The organism is Pseudomonas sp. TE3-3-F2023, from assembly GCF_036784815.1.
In the GTDB taxonomy this organism is placed as follows: Bacteria; Pseudomonadota; Gammaproteobacteria; order Pseudomonadales; family Pseudomonadaceae; genus Aquipseudomonas; species Aquipseudomonas pudica.
Window position 1 is genome coordinate 864,499 of the sequence record NZ_CP145113.1, and the last position, 17,708, is coordinate 882,206.

A 17,708-nucleotide genomic window follows, 5' to 3' on the forward strand; every position below is an offset into this window, starting at 1 on the left:
GGTTTGTTGTAGTCTAAACAGCGTCGGCAGCACGCTGCCCTTTCAGGAGCCGTTTCATGATTCGCGTAGCAATCGCCGTGTTGGCTTCCTTGGTCGCCACATCTGCGCTGGCGGCGGTCAAGCCGTGCGAGGAGCTCAAAGCCGAGATCGAGGCCAAGATCCAGGCCCAGGGTGTTCCGTCCTACACCCTGGAGATCGTGCCCAACAGCGAGGTCAAGGACCAGAACATGGTCGTCGGGACCTGCGATGGTGGGACCAAGAAGATCATTTATCAGAAGAATGATCGGTAGGTTCAGAATTGCGGGGCCGCTTTGCGGCCCATTCGCAGCCCCGATCACGGAATGCAGAACACCTCGCTAGGCTCGTTCACCACCACCTTGCGGTTGCCGTCATAGAGCAGCACCTGCGGCTCCATCACCGGCGCCCGTGCCTCCAGCCGATAGCGTTCGCCGGCCTTGAAGTTGTCAAAGCGCACGGTCAGGTAGCAGGTACGGTCCCTGGGCTGGGTCATGAGGCCGCCCCCATATATCTCGTAATCGAAGCGCACTACCAGTTCGTGCTTGCCCGGCGTCACCTGGAAGTAACGGCCATCCTCCAGGCGCTTGCCGTCGAGGCGGTCGGCCATGATCACCCTGCCGGGAGTCATGGTGTACAGGTCGACCCAGGCCTGCTTGGGGTCGACGGGCGGCAAGGGGCTGGCGCAAGCCCCCAATGCACTGAGGGCGATCAGCATCATGGGCTGGCGCATGGCAAGACTCCCACTTGCGACTTATAGGCTACAAGCATAGCGCCGTTTGTGCGTTTCAGGTGCGCTGGCAGCCTGCAGGCAAACCCTGCCCAACCAGTTTTTGCTGGTGGTCATAGAGTTTGATCCAGGGGCGGAAACCGATGCTGCCAGCCTGCAGCTGGTAGCGCTGGCCGGCACTGAAATCCTTGAAGGTCAGCTTGACCTGGCAATCCCGCCACAACGGCTCCTCGACCGGGCCGATATTGCTGGGGGTAACCGGAAACTGGTAGCGCACGGTCAGCTCGTGGCTGCCGGGCTGTACTTCGAAGTAACGGCTGTCGGCCCAGTCGCGTTCATCTACCTGCACGGCGTGCAGCGAGGTGTTGTCGTAGGGCGTGAGGTCGATCCAGGCCTGGTTCGGGTCGGGGTCTGGCAAGGTCGAACAGGCGGATATCAGCAACAGTGAGCCGGTGACCAACAGTGCACGCATGGCGAAACGCCCCCTTGGCGAGATAGTCTTGGAGTGAATCGGCCTTGAGCGAGTCAGACAGTCCCGGATGCTTCGACTTTTTCTTATGCAGCGCTCAGGCCCTGGGCCACTCGACCTTGTTTTCACCCGTTTGGTTCCCCTGCTAGCGGTGCTCCTGCTGAACGGTTGCAGTAGCGCGGCCTACTATGGGCAGTTGGCCGAGGGCCAGTGGCAGCTGCTACGCGCACGTCAGCCGCTGGAGCAGGTAGTGGCCAACCCGGCCACTTCACCGCAATTGCGCGCGCGCCTGGAGCATGCCAAGCAGGCGCGAGCATTTGCCAGCCAGCAACTGAAGCTGCCGGATAACCGCAGCTATCGGGTGTATGCCGACCTTGGCAGGCCCTACGTGGTATGGAATGTGTTCGCCACCCCCGAGCTGTCGTTGCAGCCAGTGACGCACTGCTTCCCGATCGCAGGGTGTGTGGCCTATCGCGGCTATTACCAGCAAGGCGCGGCGCGTGGGGCGGCGGCGTTGATGCGCCAGGACGGCATGGATGTGTATGTGGGCGGCGTGGAGGCCTATTCGACCCTGGGCTGGTTCGACGACCCGATCCTGTCGTCGATGGTGGGCTGGAGCGACGAGCGCCTGGCCACGTTGATCTTCCATGAGCTGGCCCACCAGCGCTTCTATGTGCAGGACGACACCGAGTTCAACGAGTCGTTTGCCTCCTTCGTCGAGCAGGAAGGCACCCGGCAATGGCGCGTGGCGCGGGGCCTGGCTGCCTCTGGTGGGGAGCAGGGGCAGCAGCGTGAGCAGTTCATCCGGTTGGTACTGGCCAGCCGCGAACGGTTGCAGGCGATTTATGCCGGGCCTCTGGATGATGCGCAGAAGCGGACGGCCAAGCAGGCGGAGTTCGAGCGGCTAAGGCGGGAATACCGGCAGGTGCGTGATGCCCAGTGGGGTGGTGACAAGCGCTATGACGCCTGGATGTATGGGCCGATGAGCAATGCCAAGTTGCTGCCGTTCGGGCTGTATGACCAGTGGGTACCGGCGTTTGCGGCGGTGTTCGGTGAGGTGGGTGGGGACTGGGCACGGTTTTATCAGCGGGTCGAGCAGTTGGGGCAGTTGCCGATTGAAGAGCGGAAGGCGGCGTTGCGGCGGTTGATGGTTAGCCGGTGAGATTTTGGGGCCGCTTTGCGGCCCATCGCGACGCAAGGCCGCTCCTACAGAAGATACGCGATCGCCTGTAGGAGCGGCCTTGTGTCGCGATGGGCTGCAAAGCAGCCCCCAGGGCCATCAAGCCTTGAGAAATGCCTGATGCATCTCGGCCAAGGTAGCAAAATGGTAGGCCGGCTCTTCCGCCATCAGTTCTTCCTGGCTACCAAACCCGTACCCCACCGCCACCGCCTGCAAGCCATTGCTGCGCGCACCGATCAGGTCATGCTTGCGGTCGCCGATCATCAGTGTATGCGCCGGGTCCAGCCCTTCTTCATCAAGCAGGTGGCGAATCAGCTCGACCTTGTTGGTGCGTGTGCCATCCAGTTCACTGCCGTAGATCACCTTGAAGTGGTGGTCGAAGGCGAAGTGCCGGGCGATTTCACGGGCGAACTTCCACGGCTTGGAGGTGGCGATGTAGAGGGTGCGGCCCTGGCCGTTCAGGGCCTCGAGCAGCTCCGGCACACCTTCGAACACCAGGTTTTCGTACAGGCCGGTGACGCTGAAGCGTTCCCGATAGAAGTTCACTGCATCCCATGCCTTGGCTTCGTCGAAGCTGTAGAACTGCATGAAGGCCTGCAGCAGAGGCGGGCCGATGAAGTGCTCGAGGCGGGTCAGGTCCGGCTCGTCGATGCCCAGTTTGGCCAGGGCGTACTGGATCGAGCGGGTGATGCCCTGGCGTGGGTCGGTCAGGGTGCCGTCGAGGTCGAACAGGATGTTTTGCTGGTGCATTTACTGAGTTCCACTTGAGTGCTGCGTGGCCTTCTTCGCGGGTTTACCCGCGAATGCGGTCATTCCGGTTGGTCGTAACCTTCGGCCAGGTGCTGGTCCTTGAGCTTCACGTAGTTACTGGCGCTGTAGGCGAAAAATGCGTGTTCCTTGTCGTTCAGCAGCCGGGCCTGCTTCACCGGGCTGCCCATGTACAGGTAGCCACTGACCAGGCGCTTGCCCGGCGGCACCAGGCTACCGGCGCCGATGATCACTTCGTCCTCGACGATGGCGCCGTCCATGATGGTGCTGCCCATGCCGACCAGTATGCGGTTGCCCAAGGTGCAGCCATGCAGCATGACCTTGTGGCCGATGGTCACTTCGTCACCGATGATCAGCGGGAAGCCGTCCGGGTTGAACGGGCCGGCATGGGTGATGTGCAGCACGCTGCCGTCCTGCACGCTGGTACGCGCGCCGATGCGGATGCGGTGCATGTCGCCGCGTATAACGGTCAACGGCCAGACGGAGCTGTCTTCACCGATTTCCACGTCGCCCAGCACTACCGCCGATCGGTCGACGAAGGCCCTGGGCCCAACTTTCGGAGTGTGTTGCTGGAAGCTTCGGATGGCCATGATAGCGTCTCTCATCTGTGCCGATAGGCAGGCTGCCTGCTGCGGTCGGCGTCGATTGTAATTAAGATGGGGCAGTGTTTCTTCTGCCAAGGTATCCAAACCGTGAGTGCGAACAACCCGCTTCTGCAGTCCTACGATCTGCCGCCCTTCTCGCAAATCCGTGCCGAACACGTGTTGCCGGCGATCGAAGCGATCCTGGCCGACAACCGTAAAGCCATTGCCGAGATCCTCGAAAAGCAAGGCAAGAACCCTACCTGGGCTGGCCTGGTGCTGGCCATGGACGAACTGAACGACCGCCTGGGCGCCGCCTGGAGCCCGGTCAGCCACCTCAATGCGGTGTGTAACAGCGCGCAGCTGCGCGAAGCCTATGAGTCGTGCCTGCCGGCGCTGAGCGCCTACTCTACCGAACTGGGCCAGAACCGCGCGCTGTTCGAAGCCTACCAGGCGCTGATCGACAGCCCCGAGGCCGCCGGTTTCGACGTGGCGCAAAAGACTATCCTCGAGCACGCCCTGCGTGACTTCCGCCTGTCGGGTATCGACCTGCCGGCGGATAAACAGCAGCGCTACGCCGAAGTGCAGAGCAAGCTCAGCGAGCTGGGCAGCCGTTTCTCCAACCAGCTGCTCGATGCCACCCAGGCCTGGACCAAGCACGTTACCGACGAAGCAGCGCTGGCCGGCCTGACCGATTCGGCCAAGGCGCAGATGGCCGCCGCCGCCCAGGCCAAGGGCCTCGACGGCTGGCTGATCACCCTGGAATTCCCCAGCTACTACGCGGTGATGACCTACGCCAGCGACCGCGCCCTGCGCGAAGAGCTTTACGCCGCATACTGCACCCGTGCCTCGGACCAGGGCCCGAATGCAGGCCAGTTCGACAACGGCCCGGTGATGCAGGAAATCCTCGGCCTGCGCCAGGAACTGGCCGAACTGCTGGGCTACAAGAACTACGCCGAGCTGAGCCTGGCCACCAAGATGGCCGAGTCCAGCCACCAGGTGCTGAGCTTCCTGCGTGACCTGGCCAAGCGTTCCAAGCCGTTCGCTGCCCAGGATCTGGAGCAGCTCAAGGCCTATGCCGCCGAGCAGGGCTGCCCTGAACTGGCCAGCTGGGACGCCGGCTACTTCGGCGAGAAGCTGCGTGAGCAGCGTTACAGCGTTTCTCAGGAAGCCCTGCGCGCCTACTTCCCGATCGATAAGGTACTGAGCGGCCTGTTCAGCATCGTGCAGCGCCTGTATGGCATCGAGATCGCCGAACTCAAGGGCTTCGACAGCTGGCACCCGGATGTGCGCCTGTTCGAGATCAAGGAAAACGGCCAGCACGTCGGCCGCTTCTTCTTCGACCTCTACGCCCGCCCCAACAAGCGTGGCGGTGCCTGGATGGATGGCGCGCGTGACCGCCGCCGCACAGCTGCCGGCCAGTTGCAGAGCCCGGTGGCCAACCTGGTGTGCAACTTCACCCCGGCCGCACCCGGCAAGCCGGCGCTGTTGACTCACGATGAAGTCACCACCTTGTTCCACGAGTTCGGCCACGGCCTGCACCACATGCTGACCCGCATCGAGCATGCCGGTGTGTCTGGCATCAACGGCGTGGCCTGGGACGCGGTGGAACTGCCGAGCCAGTTCATGGAAAACTGGTGCTGGGAGCCGGAAGGCCTGGCACTGATTTCCGCCCACTACGAAACCGGTGCCCCACTGCCCCAGGACCTGCTGGACAAGATGCTGGCGGCGAAGAACTTCCAGTCGGGCATGATGATGGTGCGCCAGCTGGAGTTCTCGCTGTTCGACTTTGAACTGCATGCCACCCATGGCGACGGCCGCAGCGTGCTGCAGGTGCTCGAAGGCGTGCGCGACGAGGTGTCGGTCATGCGCCCACCGGCGTACAACCGCTTCCCCAACAGCTTTGCGCACATCTTCGCTGGTGGTTATGCCGCGGGCTACTACAGCTACAAGTGGGCCGAAGTGCTGTCGGCTGACGCCTTCTCGCGCTTCGAGGAAGAAGGCGTGCTGAACGCCGAAACCGGCCGTGCCTTCCGCGAGGCAATCCTGGCACGCGGTGGTTCGCGCGAGCCTATGGAGTTGTTCGTCGACTTCCGTGGCCGTGAGCCTTCCATCGATGCCTTGCTGCGCCATAGTGGCCTGAGCGAGGACGCTGCAGCATGAGCGAGGTAGCCGTGAACAAGACCAAGAAACGCTTCATTGCCGGGGCGGTATGCCCGGCGTGCAGTGAGACCGACAAGCTGATGATGTGGAACGAAGACGGCGTACCGCATCGTGAATGCGTGGCCTGCGGCTTTACCGACACCCTCAACGAGCAGGGCTTGTCGGTGCCGAAGGAGCTTGGTACCCGGGTCAACCATCTGGAACCGAAAGCCGCGCCGGCCAAGGTACAGACGGTGCAGTTCTTCCCAAACCCGAAGCTGAAGAAACCGGCTGAATAAAGCCGTCGTGCCGCCCGGGCGCCGTGCCCGGGTGGTAGATAGTCAGGCCACCTGCTGCACGCCGGCCATGCAAGCTCGCCTGCTCTTCTCTACGAGCAAGGTGTTGCACCATGGACAACCCCCTTCTGCAAAATAGCCGTATCCCCGTCGATTACCCGTCGATCACGCTTCAAAACATGCAAGTTGCCTTCGACCATGTGCTGTTGGCGCACGAGCAAGGCATTGAACGCATCATCCGCGACCAGCAGGCATTGCCAACCTGGGATGACATGGTGCTGGCGGTGGATGGGCTGGATAGTCAGCTTCTGACGGTGTTGTATGCTGCCTCGCCGTTGGTGGGCCGGGATGAAGCCTGGGCCGGTGCCATTTTCGACTTCTTCGCCAAGGCCACGGAGCGGTTCGAACAGAAGTTCACCAATTCCGCACTGCAGGCCCTGTATGAGCGCTTGGCCAACAGCGACATTGGCAAGCAGCTGGATGCCCAGAAACGCGCCACATTGCGCTGGCATCTGCACAAGTTCGCCTCCAGTGGTGCATCGCTCGACCCAGCAGGCAAGCTGCGCCTGGCCGACCTGCTGAAACAGATTGGCGCTGCGCGGGAGGCGTTTCGCAGCAACATCAACCGACCAGGGCTGAGCATCACGGATGAATCCGAACTGAGCGGTGTACCTCAACGTATCCGTGACGAGCTGGCTACTAGGGCACAGGAGGCGGGTGAGCCGGGTTGGTTGATTGCATGCGAAAGCGCGACCACCGAGGCCGTGCTCAAACATGCTGACAACCGCCAACTGCGTGAGCGCGTATACCGGGCTTACCACACCCGAGGCGTCGGCCTTGGCCAACAGCAGGATAATCGCTTGCACCTGGAGCAACTTGCGAGGCTGCTGGAAGAAAAGGCCCACCTGCTCGGCTTTGCCAGCCATCTGGAGCAGAGCCTGCAGATGAAGAGCGCGGGTTCGGTTGCCCAGGTGCGCAGCTTCCTTCATGACCTGGCCGACCATGTGCGGCCGGCCGTACTGAATTGGCGTGCAGATATGCAGCGCCAGGCCTCAGCCAAAGGGCTGGGGAATGTCCAACCCTGGGACATTGCGTACCTGCAGGCCTCGTCGCGCACGGTGCTTTCCACCGAAGCCTTGCGCGAATACTTCCCGCTGAATGTCGTGGTCAGGGCATTGCAGCAGCTGGCGGAAAAACTGTTTGGCGTAACGCTGCTGGCCAGGCCGCTGGCAACCTGGGATGACAGCGTGCAACCGTTCGAGGTGCGGCAGGACAACGCCTTGATCGGTTTCCTGTACCTGGACGCCGTACAGCATGCCGGCAAACAACCTGACTCGGTATTCACCACCTACATTCGCAACCGTCGGGTCGATGCCGAGGGAATCTTCCAGACGGCCTCGGTGGTGGTCTATAGCGACGTGCCGGCAGCGCTGCCGGGTAGCCAGCCGTTGCTGGACCATCTGTCACTGCGCAAGCTGTTCCATGAGTTTGGCCATGCCTTGCACCATTTGCTGGTGCGCACGACCAACCACGTGATGTCCAACGTCACCGAACTCGGTACCGATGGCGTGGAGTTGTTCGGCAAGCTGTTCGAGCGCTGGGTCTGGGACGCGGATTACCTGGTGGCGATCTCTTCGCACCAGCACGATGGTAGCCAGCTTTCCCGGACGCGGGTCGATGAGTGCCTGCGCCGCTTGCGGCAACAAGGTGTGGAAGAAACCGCGCGCGACCTGAGCATGGCGCTGTTCGACCTGGACCTGCATGGCATGCCGAACGATGGCCGGTCCCTCGAGCAGCGCCTGGGCGATGCCCGTGAGTATTGTGGTTACTGGCCCCTGGCCGATTTCGAGCACCCGGCGCATGCCTTCGACCATCTGGTAAACGGCTACGATGCCGGTTATTACGCCTATCTGTGGTCGGACGTGCACGCCTTCGACCTGTTCACCCGCTTCGAGGCCCAAGGCCTGCTGGACCGGGCCACAGGGCAGGCCTTGCAGGAGACATTGCTTGCCCCAGGGGCATCGCGACCGTTGCGTGAAGGTATCGAGATGTTCCTCGGCCGGCAGTCGAGCCAGCTGCCCTTTCTACGTTGGCATGGCCTGAAGTGAACGCGCGCTGACCGGAGGTGCTGGAAAGAATCAGGCAGGCAATATACTGTATATGAATACAGTATCAGGGGTAGGCCATGATTCCTCCAGCACCGCAAAAGGGCCGTGGCACGGCGCACAATCCGCACAACCGCTTTGCCCCCAGCCATTCGGTGGCGGAGGATGACGGCTGGTGTCAGGAGGTGCCGCAAACCCAGGGCACCGAGGTGCGGGTAGAGACGGCCAAGTCGGTGATCAGCCGCAATACGTCTCCCGACCTGCCCTTCGACCGCTCCATCAACCCATACCGTGGTTGCGAGCACGGTTGCATCTACTGTTATGCCCGCCCTTCCCACGCCTACTGGGACCTTTCCCCCGGCCTGGATTTCGAGACCAAGCTGATTGCCAAGACCAACGCCGCCGAGGTGCTTGAGCAACAATTGAGCAAACCGGGTTACATTTGCGCGCCGATCAACCTGGGTTCCAATACCGACCCGTACCAGCCGATCGAGCGGGAGCAACTGCTGACCCGTCGCCTGCTCGAAGTGCTGCTGCGTTTTCGCCATCCGGTGACCATCGTCACGAAGGGTTCACTGGTGCTGCGCGACCTCGACCTGCTGGCCGAGATGGCCCGCCAGCGTCTGGTACGGGTGATGATCAGCCTGACCACGCTGGACGATGACCTGAAACGGGTGCTGGAACCGCGCGCGGCATCACCCAAGGCGCGCTTGCGGGCTATCCGTGTGTTGCGTGAGGCGGGAGTACCGGTGGGCGTGTTGTGTTCGCCGATGATCCCGATGATCAACGACAGTGAACTGGAACGGCTGCTGGATGCGGCGAGGGAGGCCGGTGCACAGAGCGCAGCCTACATGATGTTGCGCTTGCCGCTGGAAGTGGCACCGTTGTTCGAGCAATGGCTGCAGGACCATTACCCGCAGCGGGCGGCGCATGTATTGAGCCTGATCCGCCAGAGCCGCGGCGGAGAACTGTACGACAGCCGGTTTGGTGCGCGCATGCGCGGTGAAGGCGTGTTTGCCGAGTTGCTGGCGCAGCGCTTTGCCAAGGCCATGAAGCGGCTGGAGTTCGAAGGGCGAGAAGCGCAGGCGCTGGATTGTTCGGCGTTTTGCCCACCGGGTGGGCAGATGGCGCTGTTCTGATGCTTGAGCAGAGCACGGCCTTTGTGGGAGCGGGCGCGCCCGCGAACACCGGCGCAGCCGGTGCCTTGTACCAAGCTGCCTCTTTCGCGGGCACGCCCGCTCCCACAGGTTCTGTGCAGGTTCCGGGTTCCCGCATGGGGCGCATTGCCATCCGTCAATACAACTAATCCAAGTAGATAATTGGACTAATGGCTCTTGGCAGTTGATGTTTTTTTGCTATTATCCAGTGCCCGCCCTTCCTATCTGGAACACCCGTTCTAGAGCCTTCGAATTAAGTTTCAGTTAAGTTTTCCCCGCTAGCGTAGGAAATCAGTCTTCACCGACTGTGATCTATGGCCTGTGCGCGTCATCTAAATCCCTGCATAGCCAGAATCTTTCACCGGTAAAATGGATTTACCTACACACCGTCAAGAGGATGAATCATGCCCGTCAAGGACCCATCCAAGGTCGTACCGCAGGTCCCCGCGGAGAGCGCCGATGCCGCCCTGAAGCACATCGTCGACGGCTTCCTGCGTTTTCACCATGACGTTTTCCCCGAGCAGCAAGAGCTGTTCAAGAAGCTCGCCACCGCGCAAACCCCGCGAGCCATGTTCATTACCTGCGCCGACTCGCGCATCGTTCCCGAGCTGATCACCCAGAGTTCGCCTGGCGACCTGTTCGTGACCCGTAACGTCGGTAACGTGGTACCGCCTTATGGCCAGATGAACGGCGGCGTTTCCAGCGCTATCGAGTACGCCGTGCTGGCGTTGAAAGTGCATCACATCATCGTCTGCGGCCACTCCGACTGCGGCGCCATGCGTGCCGTGCTCAACCCGCAATCGCTGACCAAGATGCCGACAGTGTCCGCCTGGTTGCGCCACGCCGAAGTGGCCCGCACCGTGGTCGAGAACAACTGCTCGTGCGGCAGCGAACACGAAACCATGCAAGTGCTGACCAAGGAAAACGTCATCGCCCAGCTGCATCACCTGCGTACTCACCCTTCGGTGGCTTCGCGCCTGGCAGCCGGTGAGCTGTACATCCATGGCTGGGTCTACGACATCGAGACCAGCAAGATCGAAGCCTACGACGCCGCCAGCGATACCTTCCTGCCCCTGGCTGCTGGCGAGCCGGTCCCCTGCGCTACTCCGAGAGGCCGCTACTAAGCGACCCATCCACCCGCTGGAACCTTGATAGCCGGCTGCACCCTGTAGGGGTGTGGCATGGCTTTCGGCTGCCTTGAATTCCCTGACTGCCTGCCGGCACGCCCGCTGGCGGCCCGCGCCTGCGCGCTCGTCAGGGGTAAACGTGCCCACGGCCAGGGGAATGGCTGTGCGACAGAGAAAGGAGAAACACGGTGAACATTACACAGTTGAAAGCGGCCCTGCCGCGTGAGTTGCTGGCGTCGGTGGTGGTCTTCCTGGTGGCCCTGCCGTTGTGCATGGGCATTGCGATCGCCTCGGGCATGCCGCCCGCCAAAGGCCTGATCACCGGCATTATCGGCGGTGTTGTCGTGGGTTTTCTCGCCGGTTCCCCGCTGCAGGTCAGTGGACCGGCCGCTGGCCTGGCGGTATTGGTATTCGAACTGGTACGCCAGCATGGCATGGCCATGCTCGGGCCGATCCTGCTGCTGGCCGGCTTGCTGCAGTTGCTGGCCGGGCGTCTGCGCCTGGGCTGCTGGTTCCGGGTTACCGCGCCGGCGGTGGTGTACGGCATGCTGGCGGGAATTGGCGTGCTGATCGTGCTGTCGCAGGTGCATGTGATGTTCGATACCGCGCCGCAGCCATCCGGCATGCAGAACCTGCTGGAGTTCCCGGCGACCGTGGCCGCGGCCCTGCCACAGGAAAGCGCCGGCTCCGGCTGGATGGCCGGTGCGCTGGGCCTGGGTACCATCGCCATCATGTGGGGCTGGGAGCGCCTGCGGCCGCAGCGGCTGCGCTTTGTCCCAGGTGCCCTGCTGGGTGTGTCGGCCATGACGGCCATCAGCATGTGGCTGGCCTTGCCGGTGAATCGCGTACAGGTGCCGGCCGACCTGTCCGAGGCCATCGACTGGATCCGCCCTGGTGACCTGATGCAACTGGCCGACCCTACCCTGTTGGTCGCCGCTTTCGCTCTGGCCTTCATCGCCAGCGCCGAAACCTTATTGTCGGCTGCAGCGGTTGACCGCATGCACAGCGGCCAACGTTCGGACTTCGACCGTGAGCTGTCTGCCCAGGGCATCGGCAACATGCTGTGTGGGATGCTCGGCGCGTTACCGATGACCGGGGTGATCGTGCGTAGCTCGGCGAACGTGCAGGCTGGTGCGCAGACTCGGGCTTCAGCGATCTTCCATGGCTTGTGGCTGCTGGCATTCGTGGTGGCGCTGAGCAGCGTGCTGCAGCAGATCCCGGTGGCGAGCCTGGCGGGTGTGCTGGTGTTCACCGGGGTCAAACTGGTGGATTTCAAGGCGTTTCGTGGGTTGGGCCGCTATGGCCGCATGCCGATGATCACCTACGCGGCGACGGCACTGGCGATCATTTTTACCGACCTGCTGACCGGCGTATTGCTGGGCTTTGCCCTGACCTTGCTGAAGCTGGCACTGAAGGCGGCGCGGTTGAAGATCAACCTGGTCAGCCTGGAGAAGGCTGGGCACATGGAGCTGCGCTTGAGTGGCGCGGCCACCTTCCTCAAGGTGCCGGCGCTGACCCAGGTGCTGGATAGCGTGCCGGCTGGGACCACGCTGCATGTGCCGCTGGGTAACCTCAGCTATATCGACCACTCGTGCCTTGAGCTGCTTGAAGATTGGGGCCGCAGTAATTTGGCAAATGGGTCGCGGTTGCTGATCGAGCAGCGGCGCTTGAAGCGGCGGATCGAGGGGCGGATGCGGACTACGGCCGGGGTTGGGGCCTAGAGCCGGAATATTTGCTGCATGAGCCGGCCCTTTCGCGGGCACGCCCGCTCCCACAGGTAATCCACAGCCATTAAGGCATGTGCTTTCCCTGTGGGAGCGGGCGTGCCCGCGAAGAGGCTGGGACAGGAACTTCAGGCCGGCTGGCCCAGCTCCACCCCCAGCTGCCGTGACAGGCACGGCCAGCGCTTCCACGCCGCGCCTGTTTTCGGGCTGCTCAATTTCTCGCGGTAGGCCTCCACCGATTCCACCGCGAAGCTTTCGTCATTCAACATTTCATCCACCGAGTGGTGCACCACTTCATCCAGCTGGTTGGCAAACGTCTCGCCAATCAACTGGTGGGCAATCAGGTTGGCGACGGTGGTGTCGACCGGGATCAACGGTTGCTGGAAGTGACGGATGTACAGGTCGTTCACCTCTTCCACCAGGCGGTGCGCCAGGTAGGCCTCATCCAGCAGGCAGTCCAGGCCCACATGCCCTTGCATCACGCTGGGCGGCTGCAGAAAGTAGGCTTCGGCGATTTTCAGTACAGGTTTGATCTGCGATTCGATCCCGGCCTCGCGGGCGACCTCATGGGCGGCCTCCAGCAGTTCCGGAACCTGGTCGATGTAGGCGCTGACGAAGCGCGCCAAAGTACCCTGGGCGTCCTGCTCAGGCAGTTGGATCGAGGGGTGCAGGTGGGGCAGTTGCAGCTCGAGACGCTTTTTCAGTTGGCCGGTCTGGCCTTCGTGTTGATGGGCTTGGCTTACCTGCTCGCGTACAGCAGCGATGTTCATGACAACTCCAGGGACATTACGTTTCAAACGGAAGACACTAAATTAGCTCGGTATACAGAATACCTAAGACGTATTTGTTATAAGTCACGCAAACGTGTGCATGCTCAGGCATATCGAAATGCCATTATTGCGCCATGACCTATCAAGCGCGCGGTTTTCAGGCCATTCAGCCATTTAATGAAGTTCATTTCACGGCCTTCGTTGCGTGCCGTTGGTCGCTGTCTATACTCCCGGAGAACGTGATTCGTTGATGAGGCCCGACTGCTTTTAGCAGGGGCTCGGTCGTCGAAGCCAGGCAGTCTTGACCGCCGTTCCCTCTTGCCGCAGGCCACGCCTCCGGGACTACAAGAACGAGAAGGGGAACCCGCAATGATGCGACATCCACATGTCTGGATGGGCCTCCTGTTGTGGACGGTTTTTGGTCAGGTAAATGCCGCCTGGACCGTGAACATGCACCCAGGGGCGACGGAAGTCTCCAACGCCGTCTTCGACCTGCACATGACCATCTTCTGGATCTGCGTGATCATCGGCATCGTTGTCTTTGGCGCGATGTTCTGGTCGATGGTCATCCACCGCCGTTCCACCGGTCAGCAGGCTGCGCATTTCCACGAGCACACCTGGGTGGAAATTCTCTGGACGGTGGTCCCCTTCCTGATCCTGGTGGCCATGGCCATCCCGGCCACGAAGACCCTGATCGACATCTACGATGCCAGCGAGTCGGATATCGATATCCAGGTTACCGGGTACCAGTGGAAGTGGCACTACAAATACCTGGGCCAGGACGTGGAGTTCTTCAGCAACCTGGCCACCCCCACCGAGCAGATCCACAACAAGGCACCCAAGGACGAGCACTACCTGCTCGAAGTCGACCAGCCGCTGGTGCTGCCAGTGGGCGCCAAGGTGCGCTTCCTGGTGACCGCTGCCGATGTCATCCACTCCTGGTGGGTGCCGGCGTTCGCGGTCAAACGTGATGCCATCCCCGGCTTCGTCAACGAAGCCTGGACCCGTATCGACAAGCCCGGCATCTACCGCGGCCAGTGCACCGAGCTGTGCGGCAAGGACCACGGCTTCATGCCGGTGGTGGTCGAGGTCAAGTCCAAGGCTGACTACGACACCTGGCTGGGCGAGCGCAAGGCCGAAGCTGCCAAGCTCAAGGAGCTGACCAGCAAGGAATGGACCCTGCAGGAGCTGGTGGAACGTGGTGACAAGGTCTACCACACCACCTGCGTGGCCTGTCACCAGGCCGAAGGCCAGGGCCTGCCGCCGATGTTCCCGGCGCTCAAGGGCTCGAAGATCGCCACCGGGCCGAAGGAAGCCCACCTGGGTATCGTCTTCCACGGCAAGCCCGGCACCGCCATGGCCGCGTTCGGCAAGCAGCTCTCGGAAGTCGACATCGCCGCCGTGGTCACCTACGAGCGCAACGCCTGGGGCAACAACAAGGGTGACATGGTCACGCCGAAGGACGTGCTGGCACTGAAGCAGGCAGAAGCGCAATGAACCGGGTTACTCGCGGCAATCAATGGATTGCAGGAGACAGGACATGAGTGCAGTGATCGACGACCACGCCCACGGCCATGACCATGCGCACGGCCCGGCCAAGGGCCTGATGCGCTGGGTGCTGACCACCAACCACAAGGACATCGGCACGATGTACCTGTGGTTCAGCTTCATCATGTTCCTGCTCGGCGGCTCTTTCGCCATGGTGATCCGTGCCGAGCTGTTCCAGCCCGGCCTGCAGATCGTCCAGCCGGAGTTCTTCAACCAGATGACCACCATGCACGGCCTGATCATGGTGTTCGGTGCGGTGATGCCGGCCTTCGTCGGCCTGGCCAACTGGATGATCCCGCTGATGATCGGCGCGCCCGACATGGCCCTGCCGCGGATGAACAACTTCAGCTTCTGGCTGCTGCCGGCGGCTTTCCTGTTGCTGGTCTCGACCCTGTTCAGCCCGGGCGGGGGGCCCAACTTCGGCTGGACCTTCTACGCCCCGCTGTCCACCACCTACGCGCCGGCCAGCGTCACCTTCTTCATCTTTGCCATCCACCTGATGGGCATCAGCTCGATCATGGGCGCGATCAACGTGATCGCCACCATCCTCAACCTGCGCGCCCCGGGCATGACCTTGATGAAGATGCCACTGTTCGTCTGGACCTGGCTGATTACCGCGTTCCTGCTGATTGCGGTGATGCCGGTGCTGGCCGGCGTCGTGACCATGATGCTGATGGACATCCACTTCGGCACCAGCTTCTTCAGTGCCGCCGGCGGTGGTGACCCGGTGCTGTTCCAGCACGTGTTCTGGTTCTTCGGCCACCCCGAGGTGTACATCATGATCCTGCCGGCCTTCGGCGCGGTCAGTTCGATCATCCCGGCGTTCTCGCGCAAGCCGCTGTTCGGCTACACCTCCATGGTGTACGCCACCGGCGCCATCGCATTCCTGTCGTTCATCGTCTGGGCCCACCACATGTTCGTGGTCGGCATCCCGGTGGTCGGCGAGCTGTTCTTCATGTACGCCACCATGCTGATCGCCGTGCCTACCGGGGTTAAGGTGTTCAACTGGGTCAGCACCATGTGGGAAGGGTCACTGACCTTCGAAACGCCGATGCTGTTCGCCATCGCCTTTGTCATCCTGTTCACCATCGGCGGTTTCAGCGGGCTGATGCTTGCCATCGCCCCGGCTGACTTCCAGTACCACGACACCTACTTCGTGGTGGCGCACTTCCACTATGTGCTCGTGCCTGGGGCGATCTTCGGCATCTTCGCCTCGGCCTACTACTGGCTGCCGAAATGGACCGGCCACATGTATGACGAAACCCTTGGCAAGCTGCATTTCTGGCTATCGTTCATTGGCATGAACATGGCCTTCTTCCCCATGCACTTCGTGGGGCTTGCCGGCATGCCACGGCGGATCCCCGACTACAACTTGCAGTTCGCCGACTTCAACATGGTGTCGTCGATCGGCGCGTTCATGTTCGGTGCCACGCAGATCTTCTTCCTGTTCATCGTCATCAAATGCATCCGTGGCGGCGCGCCGGCACCGGCCAAACCATGGGATGGCGCCGAGGGCCTGGAGTGGTCGATCCCGTCGCCTGCGCCCTATCACACCTTCCAGACGCCACCGGAAGTGAAATAGGAACCGTGCCATGAACGGCCTTTCGCTGAAACGCCTGGTATTGCGCCTGCTGATGCTGACGGTGGTGATGTTCGCCTTCGGCTTCGCCCTGGTGCCTATCTATGACGTGATGTGCAAGGCCTTCGGTATCAACGGCAAGACCGGAGGGCAGTACGAAGGCAGCCAGGTCAGCGACCCGACGCGTTCGGTGCGGGTGCAGTTCATGTCGACCAATGCCAGCGACATGGTCTGGGACTTCTACTCCACCGCGGACCAGCTGGAGGTCAACCCGGGTGCGGTGAACCAGATGATCTTCATTGCCCACAACCCGACCGACCGGCCGATGAGTGCGCAAGCCATCCCCAGCATCACCCCAGCCGAGGCTGCGGCGTACTTCCACAAGACCGAGTGCTTCTGCTTTACCCAGCAGGTGCTGCAGCCCGGCGAACGCATCGAGATGCCGGTGCGCTTCATCGTCGACCGCGACCTGCCGGCCAGCGTGAAGCACCTGACACTGGCCTACACCTTGTTCGACATCACCGCTCGCCACCCGCCGGTCGCGCATGTCGCGGCCCAGGACGTCCAGGGCGCCCGTTAAGGGAAGGAGAACAGCAATGGCAAGTCATGAGCACTACTACGTTCCGGCGCAGAGCAAGTGGCCGATCATCGCCACCATCGGCATGTTCATCACGGTGTTCGGCCTGGGCACCTGGTTCAATGACATGAAGGCCGGCCACCCCGAGTCGCACGGGCCGCTGATCTTCTTCATCGGTGCGTTGTTCCTGGCCTACATGCTGTTCGGCTGGTTCGGTTCGGTGGTGCGGGAAAGCCGCGCGGGGCTGTACAGCCCGCAGCTGGACCGCTCGTTCCGCTGGGGCATGAGCTGGTTCATCTTCTCCGAGGTGATGTTCTTCCTGGCCTTCTTCGGTGCGCTGTTCTACGTGCGGGTGCTGGCCGGGCCGTGGCTGGGCGGTGAAGGGGCCAAGGGTGTTGCGCACATGTTGTGGCCGACCTTCGAATTCACCTGGCCGCTGCTGCACACGCCCGACCCGAAACTGTTCCCGCCGCCCAAGGAAGTGATCGATCCGTGGCACCTGCCGCTTATCAACACCATCTTGCTGGTCAGCTCCAGCGTGACCATCACCATCGCCCACCATGCCCTGCGTCGCGGCCACCGTGGCCCGCTGAAATTCTGGATGGCGCTGACCATCGTCCTGGGCGCCAGCTTCATCGCGTTGCAGGCCTACGAGTACCACGAGGCCTATACCAAGCTGGGGCTGACGCTGGGGTCGGGTATCTACGGCGCGACGTTCTTCATGCTCACCGGCTTCCACGGCGCCCACGTGACCCTGGGCACGATCATCCTGATCGTGATGTTCGTGCGCATCTTGCGCGGGCATTTCAACCCGGAGAAACACTTCGGTTTCGAGGCCGCCAGTTGGTACTGGCACTTCGTCGATGTGGTGTGGGTGGGGTTGTTCATCTTTGTCTATGTGTTGTGAATAAAGAACCCGCTCCCACAGGGGCAGGTGAGA

17 protein-coding genes are annotated in these 17,708 nt (G+C 62.0%); 12 read left to right on the forward strand and 5 right to left on the reverse strand.

All coding sequences use genetic code 11. The features are described from left to right. Positions 1-56 precede the first annotated feature (56 nt). Complete coding sequence (locus V3314_RS03915) at positions 57-290, forward strand: DUF1161 domain-containing protein (protein WP_046615292.1); 234 nt, start codon at positions 57-59, stop codon at positions 288-290. Between the two features lie 44 nt (positions 291-334). Here the strand turns inward: V3314_RS03915 and V3314_RS03920 are convergent, their stop codons facing one another. Both V3314_RS03920 and V3314_RS03925 read right to left on the reverse strand, forming a co-directional pair. Beyond that, positions 335-748 (reverse strand): hypothetical protein, encoded by a 414-nt coding sequence (locus tag V3314_RS03920; RefSeq protein WP_046615291.1) that lies wholly within the window; start codon positions 746-748, stop codon positions 335-337. A 55-nt stretch (positions 749-803) separates the two neighbouring features. Beyond that, the gene (locus V3314_RS03925) at positions 804-1,217 is read right to left on the reverse strand and encodes a hypothetical protein (RefSeq protein ID WP_015268455.1); all 414 of its coding nucleotides are present in this window, start codon (positions 1,215-1,217) and stop codon (positions 804-806) included. A gap of 85 nt (positions 1,218-1,302) precedes the next feature. On the opposite strand from V3314_RS03925, the gene V3314_RS03930 reads away from it, so the two are divergent. Continuing rightward, positions 1,303-2,376: an aminopeptidase gene (locus tag V3314_RS03930; protein ID WP_338459935.1), complete on the forward strand. Its 1,074-nt coding sequence runs from the start codon at positions 1,303-1,305 to the stop codon at positions 2,374-2,376. 117 nt (positions 2,377-2,493) lie between these two features. On the opposite strand, the gene V3314_RS03935 is transcribed toward V3314_RS03930, so the two are convergent. Both V3314_RS03935 and V3314_RS03940 read right to left on the reverse strand, forming a co-directional pair. Beyond that, positions 2,494-3,144, reverse strand: a complete 651-nt coding sequence (locus V3314_RS03935) for an HAD family hydrolase (RefSeq protein ID WP_046615289.1) — start codon at positions 3,142-3,144, stop codon at positions 2,494-2,496. Positions 3,145-3,203: 59 nt separating this feature from the next. Next, the gene (locus tag V3314_RS03940) at positions 3,204-3,752 is read right to left on the reverse strand and encodes a gamma carbonic anhydrase family protein (protein ID WP_046615288.1); all 549 of its coding nucleotides are present in this window, start codon (positions 3,750-3,752) and stop codon (positions 3,204-3,206) included. A gap of 66 nt (positions 3,753-3,818) precedes the next feature. On the opposite strand from V3314_RS03940, the gene prlC reads away from it, so the two are divergent. From prlC to V3314_RS03970, 6 genes are all read left to right on the forward strand, one after another. Further along, positions 3,819-5,906, forward strand: coding sequence for an oligopeptidase A (gene prlC, locus V3314_RS03945; RefSeq protein ID WP_338459936.1), 2,088 nt, complete (start codon positions 3,819-3,821; stop codon positions 5,904-5,906). After that, positions 5,903-6,184 (forward strand): YheV family putative zinc ribbon protein, encoded by a 282-nt coding sequence (locus V3314_RS03950; protein WP_013970292.1) that lies wholly within the window; start codon positions 5,903-5,905, stop codon positions 6,182-6,184. The genes prlC and V3314_RS03950 overlap by 4 nt, the downstream gene beginning before the upstream one ends. A gap of 110 nt (positions 6,185-6,294) precedes the next feature. Then, on the forward strand, positions 6,295-8,289 hold the full coding sequence (locus V3314_RS03955) for a M3 family metallopeptidase (RefSeq protein WP_338459937.1): 1,995 nt from the start codon (positions 6,295-6,297) through the stop codon (positions 8,287-8,289). A 77-nt stretch (positions 8,290-8,366) separates the two neighbouring features. Further along, positions 8,367-9,425, forward strand: a complete 1,059-nt coding sequence (locus V3314_RS03960; protein ID WP_046615285.1) for a PA0069 family radical SAM protein — start codon at positions 8,367-8,369, stop codon at positions 9,423-9,425. Positions 9,426-9,847: 422 nt separating this feature from the next. Beyond that, entirely contained in the window at positions 9,848-10,567 is a 720-nt protein-coding gene (locus tag V3314_RS03965) for a carbonic anhydrase (RefSeq protein ID WP_013970295.1), read from the forward strand. Between the two features lie 191 nt (positions 10,568-10,758). Beyond that, complete coding sequence (locus V3314_RS03970) at positions 10,759-12,291, forward strand: SulP family inorganic anion transporter (RefSeq protein ID WP_046615284.1); 1,533 nt, start codon at positions 10,759-10,761, stop codon at positions 12,289-12,291. A 131-nt stretch (positions 12,292-12,422) separates the two neighbouring features. On the opposite strand, the gene V3314_RS03975 is transcribed toward V3314_RS03970, so the two are convergent. Next, positions 12,423-13,064 carry a hypothetical protein gene (locus tag V3314_RS03975; protein ID WP_085601989.1) on the reverse strand — a complete coding sequence of 214 codons (642 nt, stop codon included), beginning with the start codon at positions 13,062-13,064 and terminating at the stop codon, positions 12,423-12,425. Between the two features lie 369 nt (positions 13,065-13,433). Here V3314_RS03975 and coxB point away from each other — a divergent pair, with 369 nt between their 5' ends. Genes coxB through V3314_RS03995 form a run of 4 tightly spaced genes read left to right on the forward strand, consistent with a single transcriptional unit; the run spans position 13,434 to position 17,675 of the window. Continuing rightward, positions 13,434-14,561 (forward strand): cytochrome c oxidase subunit II, encoded by a 1,128-nt coding sequence (gene coxB / locus V3314_RS03980; protein ID WP_338459938.1) that lies wholly within the window; start codon positions 13,434-13,436, stop codon positions 14,559-14,561. Between the two features lie 43 nt (positions 14,562-14,604). Continuing rightward, the gene (gene ctaD, locus V3314_RS03985; RefSeq protein WP_013970300.1) at positions 14,605-16,194 is read left to right on the forward strand and encodes a cytochrome c oxidase subunit I; all 1,590 of its coding nucleotides are present in this window, start codon (positions 14,605-14,607) and stop codon (positions 16,192-16,194) included. A 10-nt stretch (positions 16,195-16,204) separates the two neighbouring features. Continuing rightward, positions 16,205-16,771 carry a cytochrome c oxidase assembly protein gene (locus V3314_RS03990; protein ID WP_015268464.1) on the forward strand — a complete coding sequence of 189 codons (567 nt, stop codon included), beginning with the start codon at positions 16,205-16,207 and terminating at the stop codon, positions 16,769-16,771. Positions 16,772-16,787: 16 nt separating this feature from the next. After that, positions 16,788-17,675, forward strand: coding sequence for a cytochrome c oxidase subunit 3 (locus V3314_RS03995; RefSeq protein ID WP_003258926.1), 888 nt, complete (start codon positions 16,788-16,790; stop codon positions 17,673-17,675). Positions 17,676-17,708 lie beyond the last annotated feature (33 nt).